This is a genomic window from Ruegeria sp. CDSC045 (assembly GCF_059610725.1).
Map to the genome: position 1 here is coordinate 199,412 of NZ_JBXWOE010000002.1, position 15,403 is coordinate 214,814.

General features: G+C 58.9%; 13 protein-coding genes. 8 read left to right on the plus strand and 5 right to left on the minus strand.

The features are described from left to right. Positions 1-136 precede the first annotated feature (136 nt). Positions 137-1,606 carry an MORN repeat-containing protein gene (locus AC2FH6_RS06115; RefSeq protein ID WP_496701710.1) on the plus strand — a complete coding sequence of 490 codons (1,470 nt, stop codon included), beginning with the start codon at positions 137-139 and terminating at the stop codon, positions 1,604-1,606. A gap of 6 nt (positions 1,607-1,612) precedes the next feature. Here the strand turns inward: AC2FH6_RS06115 and AC2FH6_RS06120 are convergent, their stop codons facing one another. Then, on the minus strand, positions 1,613-2,278 hold the full coding sequence (locus AC2FH6_RS06120) for an SDR family NAD(P)-dependent oxidoreductase (protein WP_496701712.1): 666 nt from the start codon (positions 2,276-2,278) through the stop codon (positions 1,613-1,615). Positions 2,279-2,561: 283 nt separating this feature from the next. On the opposite strand from AC2FH6_RS06120, the gene AC2FH6_RS06125 reads away from it, so the two are divergent. After that, positions 2,562-4,133 (plus strand): 2-isopropylmalate synthase, encoded by a 1,572-nt coding sequence (locus AC2FH6_RS06125; RefSeq protein WP_142635603.1) that lies wholly within the window; start codon positions 2,562-2,564, stop codon positions 4,131-4,133. 181 nt (positions 4,134-4,314) lie between these two features. On the opposite strand, the gene rlmJ is transcribed toward AC2FH6_RS06125, so the two are convergent. Then, complete coding sequence (gene rlmJ, locus AC2FH6_RS06130; protein WP_496700847.1) at positions 4,315-5,100, minus strand: 23S rRNA (adenine(2030)-N(6))-methyltransferase RlmJ; 786 nt, start codon at positions 5,098-5,100, stop codon at positions 4,315-4,317. 154 nt (positions 5,101-5,254) lie between these two features. Here rlmJ and AC2FH6_RS06135 point away from each other — a divergent pair, with 154 nt between their 5' ends. The 6 genes from AC2FH6_RS06135 to AC2FH6_RS06160 are packed head-to-tail and all read left to right on the plus strand — an operon-like array spanning position 5,255 to position 11,818. Next, positions 5,255-6,301 (plus strand): rod shape-determining protein, encoded by a 1,047-nt coding sequence (locus tag AC2FH6_RS06135; RefSeq protein ID WP_142635599.1) that lies wholly within the window; start codon positions 5,255-5,257, stop codon positions 6,299-6,301. 55 nt (positions 6,302-6,356) lie between these two features. Further along, the gene (mreC, locus tag AC2FH6_RS06140; RefSeq protein ID WP_281972515.1) at positions 6,357-7,259 is read left to right on the plus strand and encodes a rod shape-determining protein MreC; all 903 of its coding nucleotides are present in this window, start codon (positions 6,357-6,359) and stop codon (positions 7,257-7,259) included. Then, complete coding sequence (locus tag AC2FH6_RS06145) at positions 7,252-7,785, plus strand: rod shape-determining protein MreD (protein WP_496676512.1); 534 nt, start codon at positions 7,252-7,254, stop codon at positions 7,783-7,785. The genes mreC and AC2FH6_RS06145 overlap by 8 nt, the downstream gene beginning before the upstream one ends. Next, positions 7,785-9,734: a penicillin-binding protein 2 gene (mrdA, locus tag AC2FH6_RS06150; RefSeq protein ID WP_496701714.1), complete on the plus strand. Its 1,950-nt coding sequence runs from the start codon at positions 7,785-7,787 to the stop codon at positions 9,732-9,734. Before AC2FH6_RS06145 ends, mrdA begins: the two co-directional genes overlap by 1 nt. Then, positions 9,731-10,870: a rod shape-determining protein RodA gene (gene rodA / locus AC2FH6_RS06155; protein ID WP_271948355.1), complete on the plus strand. Its 1,140-nt coding sequence runs from the start codon at positions 9,731-9,733 to the stop codon at positions 10,868-10,870. Before mrdA ends, rodA begins: the two co-directional genes overlap by 4 nt. 15 nt (positions 10,871-10,885) lie before the next feature. After that, complete coding sequence (locus tag AC2FH6_RS06160; protein WP_496701716.1) at positions 10,886-11,818, plus strand: 2-hydroxyacid dehydrogenase; 933 nt, start codon at positions 10,886-10,888, stop codon at positions 11,816-11,818. Here the strand turns inward: AC2FH6_RS06160 and AC2FH6_RS06165 are convergent. The 3 genes from AC2FH6_RS06165 to dut are packed head-to-tail and all read right to left on the minus strand — an operon-like array spanning position 11,815 to position 15,388. Beyond that, complete coding sequence (locus AC2FH6_RS06165) at positions 11,815-13,830, minus strand: M3 family metallopeptidase (protein ID WP_496701718.1); 2,016 nt, start codon at positions 13,828-13,830, stop codon at positions 11,815-11,817. The genes AC2FH6_RS06160 and AC2FH6_RS06165 overlap by 4 nt on opposite strands. Before the next feature lie 59 nt (positions 13,831-13,889). Next, positions 13,890-14,933 (minus strand): HesA/MoeB/ThiF family protein, encoded by a 1,044-nt coding sequence (locus AC2FH6_RS06170; RefSeq protein WP_496701720.1) that lies wholly within the window; start codon positions 14,931-14,933, stop codon positions 13,890-13,892. Next, positions 14,933-15,388, minus strand: coding sequence for a dUTP diphosphatase (gene dut, locus AC2FH6_RS06175; RefSeq protein ID WP_271948363.1), 456 nt, complete (start codon positions 15,386-15,388; stop codon positions 14,933-14,935). The genes AC2FH6_RS06170 and dut overlap by 1 nt, the downstream gene beginning before the upstream one ends. Positions 15,389-15,403: the final 15 nt, after the last annotated feature.

Consider the following 15,403-nt stretch of genomic DNA (forward strand, 5'->3'; position numbering starts at 1 on the left):
TGCCCTCGTCTGTCCTATTGCCATTTACCAGATCGCACCGCGAGTGAAAGACCAATAAGGCAAAAGCCGTTGCCCTGCCTGCGTCGGTATCCTAGTTTTGCGCAAAAGCACGATGCTCGCGCAGACAGGACCAAACATGAACGTTTTTCGCACTTCAATCGCCGCAGTTGCATTGACCCTGTCAGCGCTGACCGCCTTCGCGCAGAACGATCAGGTAGTCGTGGCCGATGACGAAGTGGGCGGCGTATACGAAGGCACGTTCCTAAATGGCCTGCGGCACGGAACCGGCACCTACCAGTTGCCGGATGGTTTCGAATACGAAGGCGAATGGATCGAAGGCGAAATTCAGGGCCAGGGTATTGCGCGCTATGCTAACGGGTCGATCTATCAGGGCGCCTTTGCCAACGGTCAACCCGAAGGGTTCGGAACGATCGTCTATGCTGATGGTGGCAGCTATGAAGGGGAATGGGCCGATGGCTCGTTCAACGGCCAAGGAGTCGCCGTCTATGCCAACGGAGCGAAATACGAAGGTGGGTTCAAGAATGCCAGGCACCACGGCCAAGGCACTCTGACCGACCCGACCGGAGAGGTGTACGAGGGCGATTGGGTCTACGGGGTCAAGCAGGGCAAAGGCAAGATCACCTCAGCCAAAGGCAACGTGTATGAGGGCGACATCAAAGACGGCAAGCGTCATGGCACAGGCAGCCTGACGCGGCCGGAAGGTATGAGTTATACGGGTGACTGGTCCGAAAATCGCATGACCGGAAAAGGCCGTCTACTGCAAGCCAATGGCGATTTGTATGAAGGCGATTTTTTTGATGGGCGCCGACAGGGCAAAGGCAAGGCAACCTATGCCAGTGGCGCCATTTACGAAGGTGACTATCACGATGATCGCCGCCACGGCAAAGGCCGGTTTCTGGGCACGGATGGGTTCGACTATACCGGTGAGTGGAAAGACGGCCAGATTGAGGGCCTCGGAGAGCTGACCTATCCTGACGGTTCGACCTATGTCGGTGATTTCAGTGCAGACCTGCCCCATGGCAAAGGAATGCACACCTATCCTGATGGCCTGATTTACGACGGCGACTGGATCGCCGGAGTCTTCGAGGGTCAGGGCAAGGCCACTTACCCGAACGGCGCCATCTACGATGGGCAGTTCAAGAACGGTCTGAACCACGGCACCGGTGTTCTGACATTTGCAAACGGGTACAAATATGAAGGCGATTGGGTCGACGGTGCACGCCAGGGCGAGGGCAAAGCCAGCTTCCCGGACGGAACTACCTACAAGGGCGATTTCAAAGATGGGCAGCGCCACGGGCAAGGATCGATAACCACACCGCGCGGCTTCACCTATACAGGCGGTTGGGTCGAGGGGAAGATCAGCGGCACCGGAACCGCTACCTATGCGACTGGTGACGTGTACGAAGGTGGGTTTTTGGACAACAAACGCCACGGTGACGGCACGATGCGCTATGCAGACGGCAAAGAAGAAACCGGCGTCTGGGAAAACGGTGTTCTGCCGGGTGAAAACACCAGCGAGCCGCAGGAGAGTGCTCCGGCAGACGACAGCGCGACAACGGCAACCAGCCCTGCCTCTGACGGTTAGCGGGTCTCACCACGGCACAGGTTTTCCAGCCCAGTCGAAGAACCCGCCCGTGTCTGCGGGCACAAGCGCCTTGGCGACGCTCAGCAGGTTTCGCGCGGCTTCATCCGATTCAACGGCCGGGTGTCGCCCGACATATTTGCGCGTGAATTCTGTACGCACTGTGCCCGGATGCAGGGCCACACAGATCGCCTGTTTGTGGGTGCGGGCCAGCTCAATCGCGGATGTGCGCACAATCTGGTTGGCCGCAGCTTTTGAGGCCCGATAACTGATCCATCCACCCAGCTGATTATCTCCGATTGATCCGACGCGGGCGGACAACACCGCCACGACAGATCGCCTACCCCGTGGTAGCAGCCGCGCAGCGTGTGACAGCACAAGGGCCGGACCAACCGCATTCAGGGCAAACTGGTCCATCATTGCCTGCGCTGAAATTGATCTGATGGACTTCTCTGGCTGTGCACCATTGATTTCCAAAGCACCCGTCGCAATGAAGATCATGTCAAACGGGCATTGCAATGCTTCCAGAGCCGGGCCGACAGCTTCGACATTCGTGAGGTCGAAACCATCTGCAGAACGCGACAAGGTGGTTACGTCTACGGATTGCATGGTCAACAGCCTTTGCAGCGCGGCACCGATACCACCCGAGGCACCTATGATGAGAGCTTTCTCCATTCCGGATCAACTAGCAGTCTTCACTCGGCAATCAACCGTCACGGTTCGTGCAGGTTTTGACGTCTGCATGAAATTCCTACTTTTCATTCCCCGCATGCGCTGTATAAGCTCAACCCCATGATCAACCGCGCAGATATCCTTGTTGCCGACACCGCCCCCTGCGGTGCGTCTCTGCGTGGCCTACTGATCCTAATCCGCCTCTGAGCGTGCCACCCGGCGCGCCCGCTCAGAGGAGGACGCCCGCGCGCCATAGGCTTTAGGACAGAAGAAGAAAGAGAATCCCATGACCAATGTGACCGACCAAGACCGCGTCTTGATCTTTGACACCACTTTGCGCGACGGCGAGCAGAGCCCCGGCGCGACCATGACCCATGCCGAAAAGCTGGAAATCGCGGAACTACTGGACGAGATGGGTGTCGACATCATCGAGGCCGGTTTCCCGATCGCATCAGAAGGCGACTTCAAAGCCGTCAGCGAGATTGCCGAGCGATCGCAAAACAGCCGCATCTGCGGGTTGGCCCGTGCGAATTTCGCTGATATCGACCGCTGCTGGGAGGCGATCAAACACGCTGGCAAGAACCGCATCCACACTTTCATCGGCACCTCGCCGCTGCACCGTGCCATTCCGAACCTGACCATGGACGAGATGGCCGACAAGATCCACGAAACCGTCAGCCACGCCCGCAACCTGTGCGAAAATGTACAGTGGTCGCCGATGGATGCGACCCGGACCGAGTGGGATTATCTGTGCCGTGTGATCGAGATCGCGATCAAGGCCGGTGCCACAACGATCAACATCCCCGACACTGTCGGTTACACGGCACCTGTCGAATCCGCTGACCTGATCAAGCGCCTGATCGAAACGGTTCCGGGCGCGGATGAGGTGGTGTTTGCCACCCATTGCCACAACGATCTTGGCATGGCGACGGCGAACTCACTGGCGGCTGTCGCTGGTGGTGCGCGTCAAATCGAGTGCACCATCAATGGCCTTGGCGAGCGTGCGGGCAATACTGCGCTGGAAGAAGTTGTGATGGCGCTGCGCACCCGCAATGACATCATGCCGTGGCATACCGGCATCGACACCACCAAGATCATGCATATCTCGCGCCGGGTTGCGACGGTTGCGGGCTTCCCGGTTCAGTTCAACAAAGCCATCGTCGGCAAGAATGCCTTTGCGCATGAAAGCGGAATCCATCAGGACGGCATGCTGAAGAACCGAGAGAATTTCGAGATCATGCGCCCTGAAGATATCGGCCTGTCGGGCACCTCTCTGCCGCTTGGCAAACACTCGGGCCGGGCTGCGTTGCGCGACAAGCTGGAAACGCTCGGCTTTGAGGTCGGTGACAATCAGCTCAAGGACATCTTCGTGCGGTTCAAGGATCTGGCCGACCGCAAGAAAGAGGTTTTTGACGACGACCTGATCGCGTTGATGAGCCAGGATGATGAGGCCGACGATCGCCTGCAGTTGGTTTCGATGAAAGTCACCTGCGGCACCGGCGGTCAGGCGGAATCGACGGTCGAGCTGGAAGTGGATGGCAAGGACATTGTCGCGACCGAACATGGCGACGGTCCAGTCGATGCCACCTTCAAAGCCGTTCGCCGAATCTATCCCAACACCGCCCGCCTGCAACTGTATCAGGTCCATGCTGTGACCGAGGGTACTGATGCGCAGGCAACCGTATCGGTTCGGCTGGAAGAGGACGGCATGATCGCCACCGGTCAGTCAGCGAATACCGATACGGTCGTGGCATCCGCCAAGGCCTATATCCACGCACTGAACCGCCTGATCATGCGCCGTGAAAAGGCCGGGCCAGGTGCAGACACGCGTGAAATCAGCTATAAGGACCTGACCTGACCGCCAGATGAAACTCCCAAGGGCTCCCGCACCCGCGGGCGCCCGGCTACACCGGACGCCCTTGCGGCTTTGGGCCCGGCAGCGCGCATGCGGCGCGCTGCCGGGCCCAACACGTTTGACGGCATCTTTAGATGCTGGCAGATGAGGCGGGAGAACCTTGTGGTCCGAAATCAGACTGGCGTCACAGCCCTTTGAACAGCTCTGACAGACGGTCCATTTCATCTTGGATGCCAAAGGGCGCGTTCAGCAGAAACATCCCTGATCCGACCATTCGGTGACCTTCCCGCGCAGGTGCAAACCGGACTTCATGACGGATCGCCTTGGGAAAACCCTGCGCCTTCAACGCGGCAACCATCGGGGCCTGACGTTGATCGGACAGGATCGGATACCACAGCGCGATGACGCCCACATTCCATTTACGGTGCAGTTTTGAGATCACGCCCGGTAGCCGGTCATAATCCGCCTTCACCTCATAGCTGGGATCAATCAACAGCATCCCGCGCCGCGGCGTTGGTGGCAGCAAAGACTGCGCCAGCTCATACCCGTCCTGTTTGTACTCCTTTGCCCCAAAGGGGGACATGGTCATCGACAATGCCGCGTATTCCTGCGGGTGCAGCTCTGCGAAATGCAGACTGTCCTGATCCCTCAGCAGGTTGGCCGCGATCAGCGGTGAACCGGCATAGCTGTTTTCTCCGTGCCGTTCATGGACCTTGGCCAACGCCAGAGACAAAGGATGATCAGATGGAAACCACCCTTCGCGCTGCGCTCGCTTGATACCTACGGCTGCCTCGCCTGTGCGCACGGCTTCTGCTGCGTCTAGCTGGTACAGGCCACGCCCGGAATGGGTTTCCAGATAGGTTATCGGCTTATCTTTTCGCGTCAGATAGTCCAGTACCCATGCCAAAAGAGCGTGCTTTTGAACATCAGCCAGATTCCCGGCGTGGTAAATGTGTTGATAAGAGAGCATGTTGCCTTCTAAAGTCCCTCTCAATAAGGCGGAAAGGTGCTGAGTTACGCGGAATCAGCCCTTTTACCGGGCGAGATGGCACCCTATAAGACATCCGTCCCGGAACCGTCGAGTCGCGGGCAGTAGAAATTCTGACGAACGGGATCAGTACAACATGGGCATCTTTGGCAATCTGGGCGGCTTGTTCTCAGCGGACATGGCGATCGACCTTGGAACAGCAAATACGCTTGTTTATGTCAAAGGGCGCGGTGTGATCCTGTCGGAACCTTCAGTTGTGGCTTACCACGTCAAGGATGGGGTTAAGAAAGTCCTCGCCGTCGGTGAGGATGCCAAGCTGATGCTGGGCCGAACCCCTGGTTCGATCGAAGCGATCCGCCCCATGCGCGAAGGCGTGATTGCGGATTTCGACACCGCTGAAGAAATGATCAAGCACTTTATTCGTAAGGTGCATAAACGCTCCACATTCTCAAAGCCCAAAATCATTGTCTGCGTCCCCCATGGTGCTACGCCTGTTGAAAAACGGGCCATTCGCCAATCGGTTATGTCCGCAGGCGCTCGCCGGGCGGGCCTGATCGCCGAACCCATCGCTGCGGCTATTGGTGCAGGAATGCCCATCACTGACCCGACCGGCAACATGGTCGTGGATATCGGCGGCGGCACCACCGAGGTTGCCGTTCTGTCGCTGGGCGACATTGTCTATGCCCGTTCGGTCCGCGTTGGCGGAGACCGAATGGATGAGGCGATTATCTCATACTTGCGCCGCCAGCAGAACCTGTTGGTGGGTGAATCCACCGCCGAACGGATCAAGACCACCATCGGAACCGCCCGTATGCCTGATGACGGACGTGGCCAGTCGATGCATATCCGTGGCCGCGATCTGTTGAATGGCGTGCCCAAAGAAATCGAGATCAGCCAGGCGCAGGTCGCCGAGGCCCTGTCGGAACCGGTTCAGGCAATCTGCGAAGCCGTTATGACCGCACTTGAAACTACGCCGCCTGATCTGGCCGCAGATATCGTGGACCGCGGCGTGATGCTGACCGGTGGCGGTGCGCTGCTGGGCGATCTGGATCTGGCACTGCGCGAACAGACAGGTCTGGCCGTGTCGATTGCGGATGAAAGCCTGAACTGTGTGGCTTTGGGCACCGGCAAGGCACTGGAATACGAAAAACAGCTGCGCCACGCGATTGACTACGAAAGCTAAGGCGCGCACCCTCTAATGGGTACATTCGGGCGCGAGCAGCACGGGAAGGAGTCCTGTGGCAAAGGACCGATCACAGCGCGATGAATACACCACCCCGCTCCGCCGTCTGCTGCTGGGGATTGTGGTTCTGTGCCTTCTGGGCATCTTTCTGGTCTGGCGCATTGACAGCCCTCGCGTCGAACGGTTTCGGGCGCAGGTTGTCGACAACGTGGTGCCCTCGATGGATTGGGCGATGGTTCCGGTTACCGCTGCGGTCAATCTGGCACGGGATTTTCAGAGCTATCAACGCCTGAGCGAGCAGAACCAGGAATTGCGCAGCGAGTTGCGTCTGATGCGCGCCTGGAAAGAGGCCGCACTGCAACTTGAGCAGGAAAATGCCCGGCTTCTGGATCTAAACAATGTGCGTCTCGATCCGCGCCTGACCTATATTACCGGGGTCGTCATGGCCGATAGCGGTTCTCCGTTCCGGCAGTCGGTTCTGTTGAACGTGGGCGAGCGTGACGGAATCATGGATGGATGGGCCACCATGGACGGGATTGGCGTTGTCGGTCGTATCTCGGGTGTTGGTCCAGATACCGCACGGGTGATCCTGATGACCGACGCATCCAGCGCGATACCTGCCACGATTCAACCGTCGGGGCAGACCGCTCTGATTGCCGGGGACAACACCGCCGCGCCTGTGGTTGAGTTTCTGGAGAACCGCGAACTGGTGCGCCCGGGCGACAGGGTTGTGACCTCGGGGGATGGCGGCGTTTTCCCTGGCGGCCTGCTGATCGGTCAGATTACCGCTGATCCGGGTGGCCGCCTGCGGGTGCGGCTGTCTGCAGATTTTGAACGGCTCAAATTTCTAAGAGTGCTACGCTATCAGTCTGCGCCACTTATTCAGGACCCCGGAGGAATTGTCGGCCCACGCCAACCCGAAGCGGCACTGACACCGACGGAGACCGGCGATGGATAGTGCCGCATCCAATCTGTGGCTCAAACGTGGCCTGTATCTGCTGATGGCGCTGCTGGTCTTGTTCCTGCACCTGCTGCCACTGGACACGCAGCCGGATCGCTGGCCGTTTCCGGATTTCCTGATTGCGTTGACCTTTGCCTGGGTTCTGCGGCGCCCCGAATATGTGCCAACCCTGCTGGTCGCCCTGATCATGCTGGCAGCCGACCTTCTGTTTCAACGTCCCCCCGGCTTGCTGGCCGCGCTTGTTGTGTTGGGTACTGCCTATCTTCGGTCCGCAACTCCCGGGTTGCGCGACGCGGGCTTTTTGGGCGAATGGACCACCGTTGCCGTCGTGATCACAGCTGTTTTTTTCCTGAATCGCGTCATTCTTGCTATTCTGTCCGTGCAACAAGCGGCATTGGGGATGGTCGTGGTGCAAGTGGTTCTGACAATCGGGATCTACCCATTGATCGTTCTGCTCAGTCAGAACGGTTTTGGTGTGCGTCGTGTCGCACCTTCTGACCCTGGCCTGTCGGGAGGGCGGTAATGAAACAGCGCAAACCTAAGTCACAGGGCCTCGCCTATAAACGTTTGCCACGCCGTGCGCTGATCCTTGGAGGCCTGCAAGCCGCCTTTATCGGGGGTCTGGCTGCCCGGATGCGGTTTATGCAGGTAGATCAGGCTGACGAATACCGCCTGTTGGCCGAGGAAAACCGGATTAACATCCGCCTTATCCCGCCCACACGTGGTCGAATATACGATCGCAACGGGCAGATCATCGGGCAAAACTCTCCGTCCTACCGTATCGTCATGGTGCGCGAAGATGCGGGCGATGTTGAAGCCGTCATCTCCAAGCTTTCTGAACTGATCCCACTGACCGAGGATGAGATCGAACGCGCCATGACCGAAATGCGCAGATCGGCCCCGTTCCTGCCGGTCACTCTGGCCGATCAAGTCACGTGGGAAGATATCTCGAAAGTTGCCGTCAACGCCCCCGCCCTGCCCGGTGTCACTCCCGAGGTCGGGATGACCCGGCAATATCCCAGATATGAGGATTTCGCGCATATCGTCGGCTATGTCGGACCGGTCAGCGATTACGACCTCAGTCAGATAGAAGATCCGGAACCCGTTCTGCGCATTCCCCGTTTTCAGATCGGCAAGGTCGGGCTTGAGGCCAAACAGGAAATCAGTCTGCGCGGCAAAGCAGGCGCCAAACGCGTCGAAGTGAACGCCACCGGCCGCGTGATGCGTGAACTTGACCGTCAAGAAGGTTTGGCCGGGGCCGATTTGCAACTGTCGGTCGATGCCGATCTTCAACAATACGCTCAGGCCCGTTTGGCTGGTGAAAGCGCCGCAGCAGTGGTGATCGACTGTGAGACCGGTGATATCCGCGCCATCAGTTCCGCACCCAGCTTTGATCCCAACCTTTTTGTGCGCGGAATCTCGGTTGCCGATTACCGGGCTCTGACACAAGACAATTATCGCCCGTTGGCCAACAAGACAGTACAGGGCACCTATCCACCCGGCTCGACCTTTAAGATGATCACTGCCATGGCCGCGCTTGAGGCTGGGGTCATCGGTCCTGGAAACACTGTTTACTGCCCCGGCCACTTGAAAGTCGGCAGTCGCCGGTTCCATTGTTGGAAACGCGGCGGGCATGGTACAGTTGATCTTGGTCTGTCTCTGAAACGCAGCTGCGATGTGTATTATTACGAAGTTGCCCTGCGCACAGGCATCGACAATATCTCCGACATGGCTCGTATCTTTGGGCTGGGCGTGAAACACGATATCCCGATGTCCGCAGTGGCTGCAGGGCTTGCCCCCAATCAGGCTTGGAAAGAGCGTGTCCACGGCGAAGAATGGCTGGTAGGTGACACTGCCAATGCCTCAATCGGTCAGGGCTTTATGCTGGCCTCACCGCTGCAACTAGCCGTCATGACAGCCCGGATTGCAACTGGGCGTGCGGTCTCGCCACGCCTTGTGCGTTCGGTCAATGGGGTTGAACAACCCTCGGGCGCGGGGGAACCGCTCGCGGTCAATCGGACTAATCTGGAATATGTCCGCAAGGCAATGTTTTCGGTCTCGAACGACCGGCGCGGCACCGCTTATCGCAGCCGTATCATCTCGGATGAGTTCCGTATGGCGGGCAAGACCGGCACCAGCCAAGTCCGCAATATCACCAAGGCAGAACGTGCGGCTGGCGTTATCCGCAACGAAGACCTGCCGTGGGAACGCCGTGACCACGCGCTGTTCGTCAGCTTTGCCCCCTATGACAACCCGAAATACGCCGTAGCCGTCGTGGTGGAACATGGCGGCGGGGGGTCGAAGGCCGCGGCACCGGTTGCACGAGATATCATGCTGCAGGCGCTGTACAACGGTACGCCACCACTCGAAGCCTATCCGGCCGCCGATCGTGAGCGTATCAAGGAACAGCAAAAACGGCTGGAGGGCGACCGCCGCCCCAAAGCGCGTCCGCCCCAGAAGGACCGCGCATGAGCTATCTTGAATATGCCGTCAAATCCACGCCATCGGGGTTCCGCAAGTTCCTGTATATGAACTGGCCCCTGACCCTGCTGCTGATCAGCGTGGCCAGCGCAGGGTTCCTGATGCTGTACTCGGTGGCGGGTGGATCATGGACCCCTTGGGCCGAACCTCAGATGGAACGCTTTGGGTTGGGCTTGATCGCGATGTTCATTGTGGCACTGGTCCCGATCTGGTTCTGGCGAAATATGTCGGTTCTGGCTTATCTGGCCGCGATCGCTCTACTTGTGGTGGTCGAGTTGTTCGGAACGGTTGGCATGGGCGCGCAACGCTGGATCGACCTGGGGTTCATGCGCCTGCAGCCATCAGAGGTGATGAAAGTAGCACTGGTGATGGTGCTTGCGGCCTATTACGACTGGCTCCCATCGCATAAAACGTCACGCCCCCTTTGGGTTCTGATCCCTGTCATCCTGATCCTGATCCCCACCTTCATGGTGTTGCGCCAGCCGGATCTCGGCACCTCGATCCTGCTGCTGGCGGCGGGGGGAGGCCTGATGTTTCTGGCCGGCGTTCACTGGGCCTATTTCGCTGCGGTTATCGCCGCGGGTGTCGGTCTGATCGCCACGGTCTTCAACAGCCGCGGAACCGAGTGGCAGTTGCTCAAGGATTACCAGTTCCGCCGCATCGACACCTTCCTTGATCCCTCCACCGATCCGCTGGGCGCGGGGTATCACATCACCCAATCCAAGATCGCGCTGGGGTCCGGAGGCTGGAACGGGCGCGGGTTCATGCAGGGCACACAATCGCGCCTGAACTTCCTGCCCGAGAAACACACAGATTTCATCTTTACGACGCTGGCCGAAGAATTCGGATTTGTCGGCGGCATCACCCTGCTGGTTCTCTATGGGCTGATCCTGATCTTTTGCCTGGTTACGGCCCTGACAACCAAGGACAGGTTCTCCTCTTTGGTCACGCTGGGTATCGCATTGAACTTCTTCCTATTCTTTGCCGTGAACATGTCGATGGTCATGGGCTTGGCCCCAGTCGTAGGAGTTCCCCTGCCGATGGTCAGCTATGGCGGTTCGGCCATGCTGGTTTTGATGGCAGCTTTCGGCATCGTCCAAAGTGCCCATATTCACCGCCCCCGCTGATCCGAAAGGCCCGTTATGACTGCAAACATCCTGTTCTCGGCACGCCCCGAACTATGGCCCGTGTATCAACCCTTGATGACACAGTACCTGACTAATGCCGGGGTCGCGTTTCAGCTAGGCACCACGTTTGAACCAGATCAGGTGGATTACGTCGTCTATGCGCCCAATAGCAGCTTACGGGATTTTGCACCTTACACCCGCCTCAAGGCCGTGCTCAGCCTTTGGGCTGGGATCGAAAGCATCGTCGAGAATGACACTCTGACCGTGCCGCTGGCGCGAATGGTGGACCACGGGTTGACGCAGGGAATGACCGAATGGGTCGTCGGTCACGTGCTGCGCTATCATCTGGGTATGGACCGACACATCACGGTTCAGGATGGGGTTTGGGCCCCAGATCCACCACCGCTGGCCTCGGACAGAACCGTCTGCATCCTGGGCCTTGGCGCATTGGGAGAGGCCGCAGCCCACGCGCTGTCTGCACTGAATTTCAACGTTACCGGCTGGAGCCGCTCGGCCAAGGCCATCCCCGGGGTCACCTGCTTTCACGGTGAGGATAGGTTGCGTGCGGCACTGACACAGGCCGAGATCGCGGTTTTATTGCTGCCCGATACGCCTGCCACGGAAAACACACTGAACGCCGAAACCCTGTCCCTGATGCCCAAGGGTGCGCATATCATCAACCCGGGCCGAGGACCGCTGATCGACGATCAAGCCTTGCTGGCAGCTCTGGATACGGGCCAGATCGGTCACGCAACGCTGGATGTTTTCCGGGTCGAGCCGCTGCCTGCGAGCCACCCGTATTGGACGCATCCAAACGTCACGGTGACGCCTCACATTGCCTCTGAAACCCGCCCCGTTACATCGGCGCAGGTGATCTGTGAAAATATTCGCAGAGGTGAGGCGGGCGAGCCTTTCCTGCACCTCGTTGACCGCGAATTGGGATATTAGGCTGCGATAAGGCCGCGCCCCTTCAGCAGGGCCTCAACCCCCGGCAAACGACCGCGGAAGGCCAGATACAGGTCTTCGGCTTCGCGGGAACCGCCAGTGGACAGGATATTTTCCTCCAGCGCTTTTGCGCGTTCGGAATCAAAGGCGCCCCCCGCCTCTTCGAACGCGGCGAAGGCGTCTGCATCCATGACCTCGGACCACATATAGCTGTAATAGCCTGCGCTATAGCCGTCACCGGCAAACACATGCGCAAAATGCGGCGTGGCATGGCGCATCCGGATTGCCGCGGGCATTCCCAGATCCGCCAGAACTTCTGCCTGTCTCGCCATCGGATCGTCGGGCACAGCGCCCTCATGAAAGGCCAGATCAACCAGCGCCGAGGCCACATATTCTACAGTCTGGAACCCCTGATCGAAATTGGCGGCCTTGAGCACTTTCTTTAGCATCTCCTGCGGCATCGGCGCGCCGGTTTCGGCATGAGTGGCGAATTCGGCCAGAACCTCTGGGACTTCAAGCCAGTGTTCGTATAGCTGGCTGGGCAGCTCGACAAAGTCGCGCGCAACGGAGGTGCCCGAGATGCTTTCATAGGTCACGTTCGACAGCATCTGGTGCAACGCATGGCCGAATTCATGGAACAAAGTCCGAGCGTCGTCATAAGACAGCAGCGCCGGATCACCCTTGGCGAAATTACAGACGTTGATCACGACCGGAGCCTGCACCTTGGGAAACTTTGCCTGCCCGCGCATCGCGCTGCACCAAGCGCCTGACCGTTTGGAGCCGCGTGCAAAGTAATCCCCGATGAACACCGCGATATGTTGCCCGTTCCGTGTCACTTCCCAGGCCCGGCAGTCCGGATGGTACAGCGGTATGTCCAACTGCTTGAATTCCAGCCCGAACAAACGGTTCGCGCAAGCAAAAGAGGCCTCGATCATGCGATCCAACTGCAGGTACGGTTTCAGCGCAGCCTCATCCAGATCGTGTTCAGCCTTGCGACGTTTCTCGGCGTAGTAACGCCAGTCCCACGCCTCCAAAGGCCCATTCACCCCATCATTCTGCATCATCTGCGTCAGGATTTCAGCATCAGCATTGGCACGCGTTTTGGCAGGCTCCCAAACCTGCATCAGCAGATCACGGACGCGGTCGGGCGTGCGGGCCATTTCGGTTTCCAGTTTGAAATCGGCAAAACTTTCATAGCCCAGCAGCTTTGCACGTTCCTGACGCAACTGCAGGATTTCGGCGGCAATTTCCCGGTTGTCAGTCTCGCCGCCATTTGCCCCCCGGGCAGTCCATGCGCGATAGGCTTTCTGGCGCAAATCCCGGCGCGGTGAAAACTGCAGAAACGGTACGATCAGTGACCGGGACAGGGTGACAACCGGTCCTTTTGCACCCTTTTCCTCACCCGCTGCCCGGGCAGAATTGACCACAAAACCAGGAAGCCCCTGTAGGTCATCTTCGGACAATTCCATGAACCAATCGCGCTCATCGGCAAGAAGGTTCTGGGTGAAGGACGTCCCCAGCGAGGCAAGCCGCGCTTTGATCTCTTGCATCCGCGTGTCTTCGTTTCCCTCAAGCGCCGCACCAGCGCGCACAAACCCGCGATGCGACAGCATCAGAACGCGTGCCTGCTCATCCGTCAGGCCCAGTTCATCCTTGCGCGCCCACAGATCGGCAACCCGCTGAAACAACGCCTTGTTGGACGAAATCCCCGAGAAATGCGCGGCCAGCTTGGGTGAAAATTCGCGCTGCAACTCCTCACGCAAGGGATTGCTGTCTGCGCCCGCGACCGTGAAGAATACCGACAGAACCTTGTCCATCATCTCTCCTGCAGCTTCCAGCGCTTCGACCGTGTTGGCAAAAGTCGGGGCCTCCGGGTTAGAGGCAATCGCGCCAATCTCAGCGTTATGGGCCTGCATGGCCGCGTCCAGGGCCGGGGCGAAATCCGTGTCGGATATCGTGTCGAACGGTGCAATTTCGAACGCGCTGGTCCAGGCGGACAGAATCGGGTTGGTCATTGAAGTCTCCTTTGTCCCCTACCTAAGAACGACGGCGCGTTCGATCCAGAGCAGAGGGGTTATCCTTTGCCACAAACGGGGCAATCTGCACGGCGAGGCAGTGTAATCTTGCGGCTTTCGCCATAGAGAGCGTCGTAAATCAGCATCTCACCCCTGAGTGCCAGACCCGCCCCGGTGATCACCTTGATCGCCTCAACAGCCATCATCGAACCGACGACGCCAGGCAAGGGGCCGATCACCCCAGCCTCGGCGCAGGACGGGGCCAGACCTGGAGCCGGAGCCTCGGGGAAAATGCACTGATAACAAGGCGCATCGTTGGCCGGGTCGAAAACGCTGAGCTGGCCTTCCCACTGCGACAGCGCACCCGAAATCAGCGGCTTGCCCAACGCGACCGCCGTGCGATTGGCCAAATAGCGCGTGTCGAAATTATCAGTTCCGTCCAGGATGACGTCAAAATCGGAAAATAACTCGGTGGCGACCTCTTCGGTCAGTCGGCGGTGATAGGGCAGAACAACCACATTCGGGTTTTGCGCCAGCATGGCCTGCTGGGCCGAAAAAACCTTGGGCATACCGATATCCGCATCCTGGTGGATCACCTGACGCTGAAGATTGGCGTTCTCAACCTCATCATCATCAATCACCCCGATCGTGCCGACCCCGGCCGCAGCCAGATACTGCAAAGCGGGCGCCCCAAGCCCCCCAGCGCCGATCACAAGCACGCGGGCCTGCTTCATCTTTTTCTGCCCTGGCCCACCAATTTCGCGCAACACGATATGGCGGGCATAGCGGTCAAGCTCGGTCTCGGAGAATTTGTCTGAGGGCATGGCTGGCTCCTTGTTCGAGGCCGGCGCCGCGCGTTTTCGCAGCGCTTTCAGTCCCCTTCCATAGATCAGAACCAGAACCCCCGTACCAACCAAAATCAACCAGGTCGCAGCAGAACCACCCGTGGCCTGACGCAGGGGGTTGCCAAGGGGCAAAACCAGCTGTGCCGAGATTACCCCCAGCAACAACACCCCAACCGAAATCATCCGTGCATTGCGTGACACGCCAGCCAGATAGCCGAGCCCCCAAAGCGCTGCGGCGATGATCAGGACAAGTAACATCAGCCGCGCCCGGTCGAACCGAACCCGCCTGCACCGCGGTCAGTATCGCTGAGTGTATCCGTGGCCTCGAATGACGCCTGCACCACCGGGGCGACGACCAGTTGGGCGATACGTTCCCCATGTGTGATTTCAAAGCTCTCCTGCCCAGCGTTCAACAGGATCACCCCCAGAGGGCCGCGATAGTCGCTGTCGATCGTACCCGGCGTATTGGGCAGCGTGATCCCGTATTTCAGCGCAAGGCCCGAGCGGGGCCGGACCTGCACCTCATACCCTTTTGGGATTTCAATCCGCAGTCCGGTGGGAACCAGAGCCCGCTGACCGGGCAGCAACGTGATCGGCGTCTTGTCCGGGAAGTTTGCACGCACATCCGCGCCTGCCGCTCCGGTGGTTTCATAAGATGGCAAGGGCACCGAAGGGTCGGCCCCGTCCTCACGGATCACACGAATTGCTACCATCGGATATCCTCTTGT

What these genes read in the sequence shown, in the direction of transcription:
- AC2FH6_RS06115 (WP_496701710.1), top strand. Translation starts at nt 137, where the DNA reads ATGAACGTTTTTCGCACTTCAATCGCCGCAGTTGCATTGACCCTGTCA.
- AC2FH6_RS06120 (WP_496701712.1), bottom strand. Translation starts at nt 2,278, where the DNA reads ATGGAGAAAGCTCTCATCATAGGTGCCTCGGGTGGTATCGGTGCCGCG.
- AC2FH6_RS06125 (WP_142635603.1), top strand. Translation starts at nt 2,562, where the DNA reads ATGACCAATGTGACCGACCAAGACCGCGTCTTGATCTTTGACACCACT.
- rlmJ (WP_496700847.1), bottom strand. Translation starts at nt 5,100, where the DNA reads ATGCTCTCTTATCAACACATTTACCACGCCGGGAATCTGGCTGATGTT.
- AC2FH6_RS06135 (WP_142635599.1), top strand. Translation starts at nt 5,255, where the DNA reads ATGGGCATCTTTGGCAATCTGGGCGGCTTGTTCTCAGCGGACATGGCG.
- AC2FH6_RS06145 (WP_496676512.1), top strand. Translation starts at nt 7,252, where the DNA reads ATGGATAGTGCCGCATCCAATCTGTGGCTCAAACGTGGCCTGTATCTG.
- mrdA (WP_496701714.1), top strand. Translation starts at nt 7,785, where the DNA reads ATGAAACAGCGCAAACCTAAGTCACAGGGCCTCGCCTATAAACGTTTG.
- rodA (WP_271948355.1), top strand. Translation starts at nt 9,731, where the DNA reads ATGAGCTATCTTGAATATGCCGTCAAATCCACGCCATCGGGGTTCCGC.
- AC2FH6_RS06160 (WP_496701716.1), top strand. Translation starts at nt 10,886, where the DNA reads ATGACTGCAAACATCCTGTTCTCGGCACGCCCCGAACTATGGCCCGTG.
- AC2FH6_RS06165 (WP_496701718.1), bottom strand. Translation starts at nt 13,830, where the DNA reads ATGACCAACCCGATTCTGTCCGCCTGGACCAGCGCGTTCGAAATTGCA.
- AC2FH6_RS06170 (WP_496701720.1), bottom strand. Translation starts at nt 14,933, where the DNA reads ATGTTACTTGTCCTGATCATCGCCGCAGCGCTTTGGGGGCTCGGCTAT.
- dut (WP_271948363.1), bottom strand. Translation starts at nt 15,388, where the DNA reads ATGGTAGCAATTCGTGTGATCCGTGAGGACGGGGCCGACCCTTCGGTG.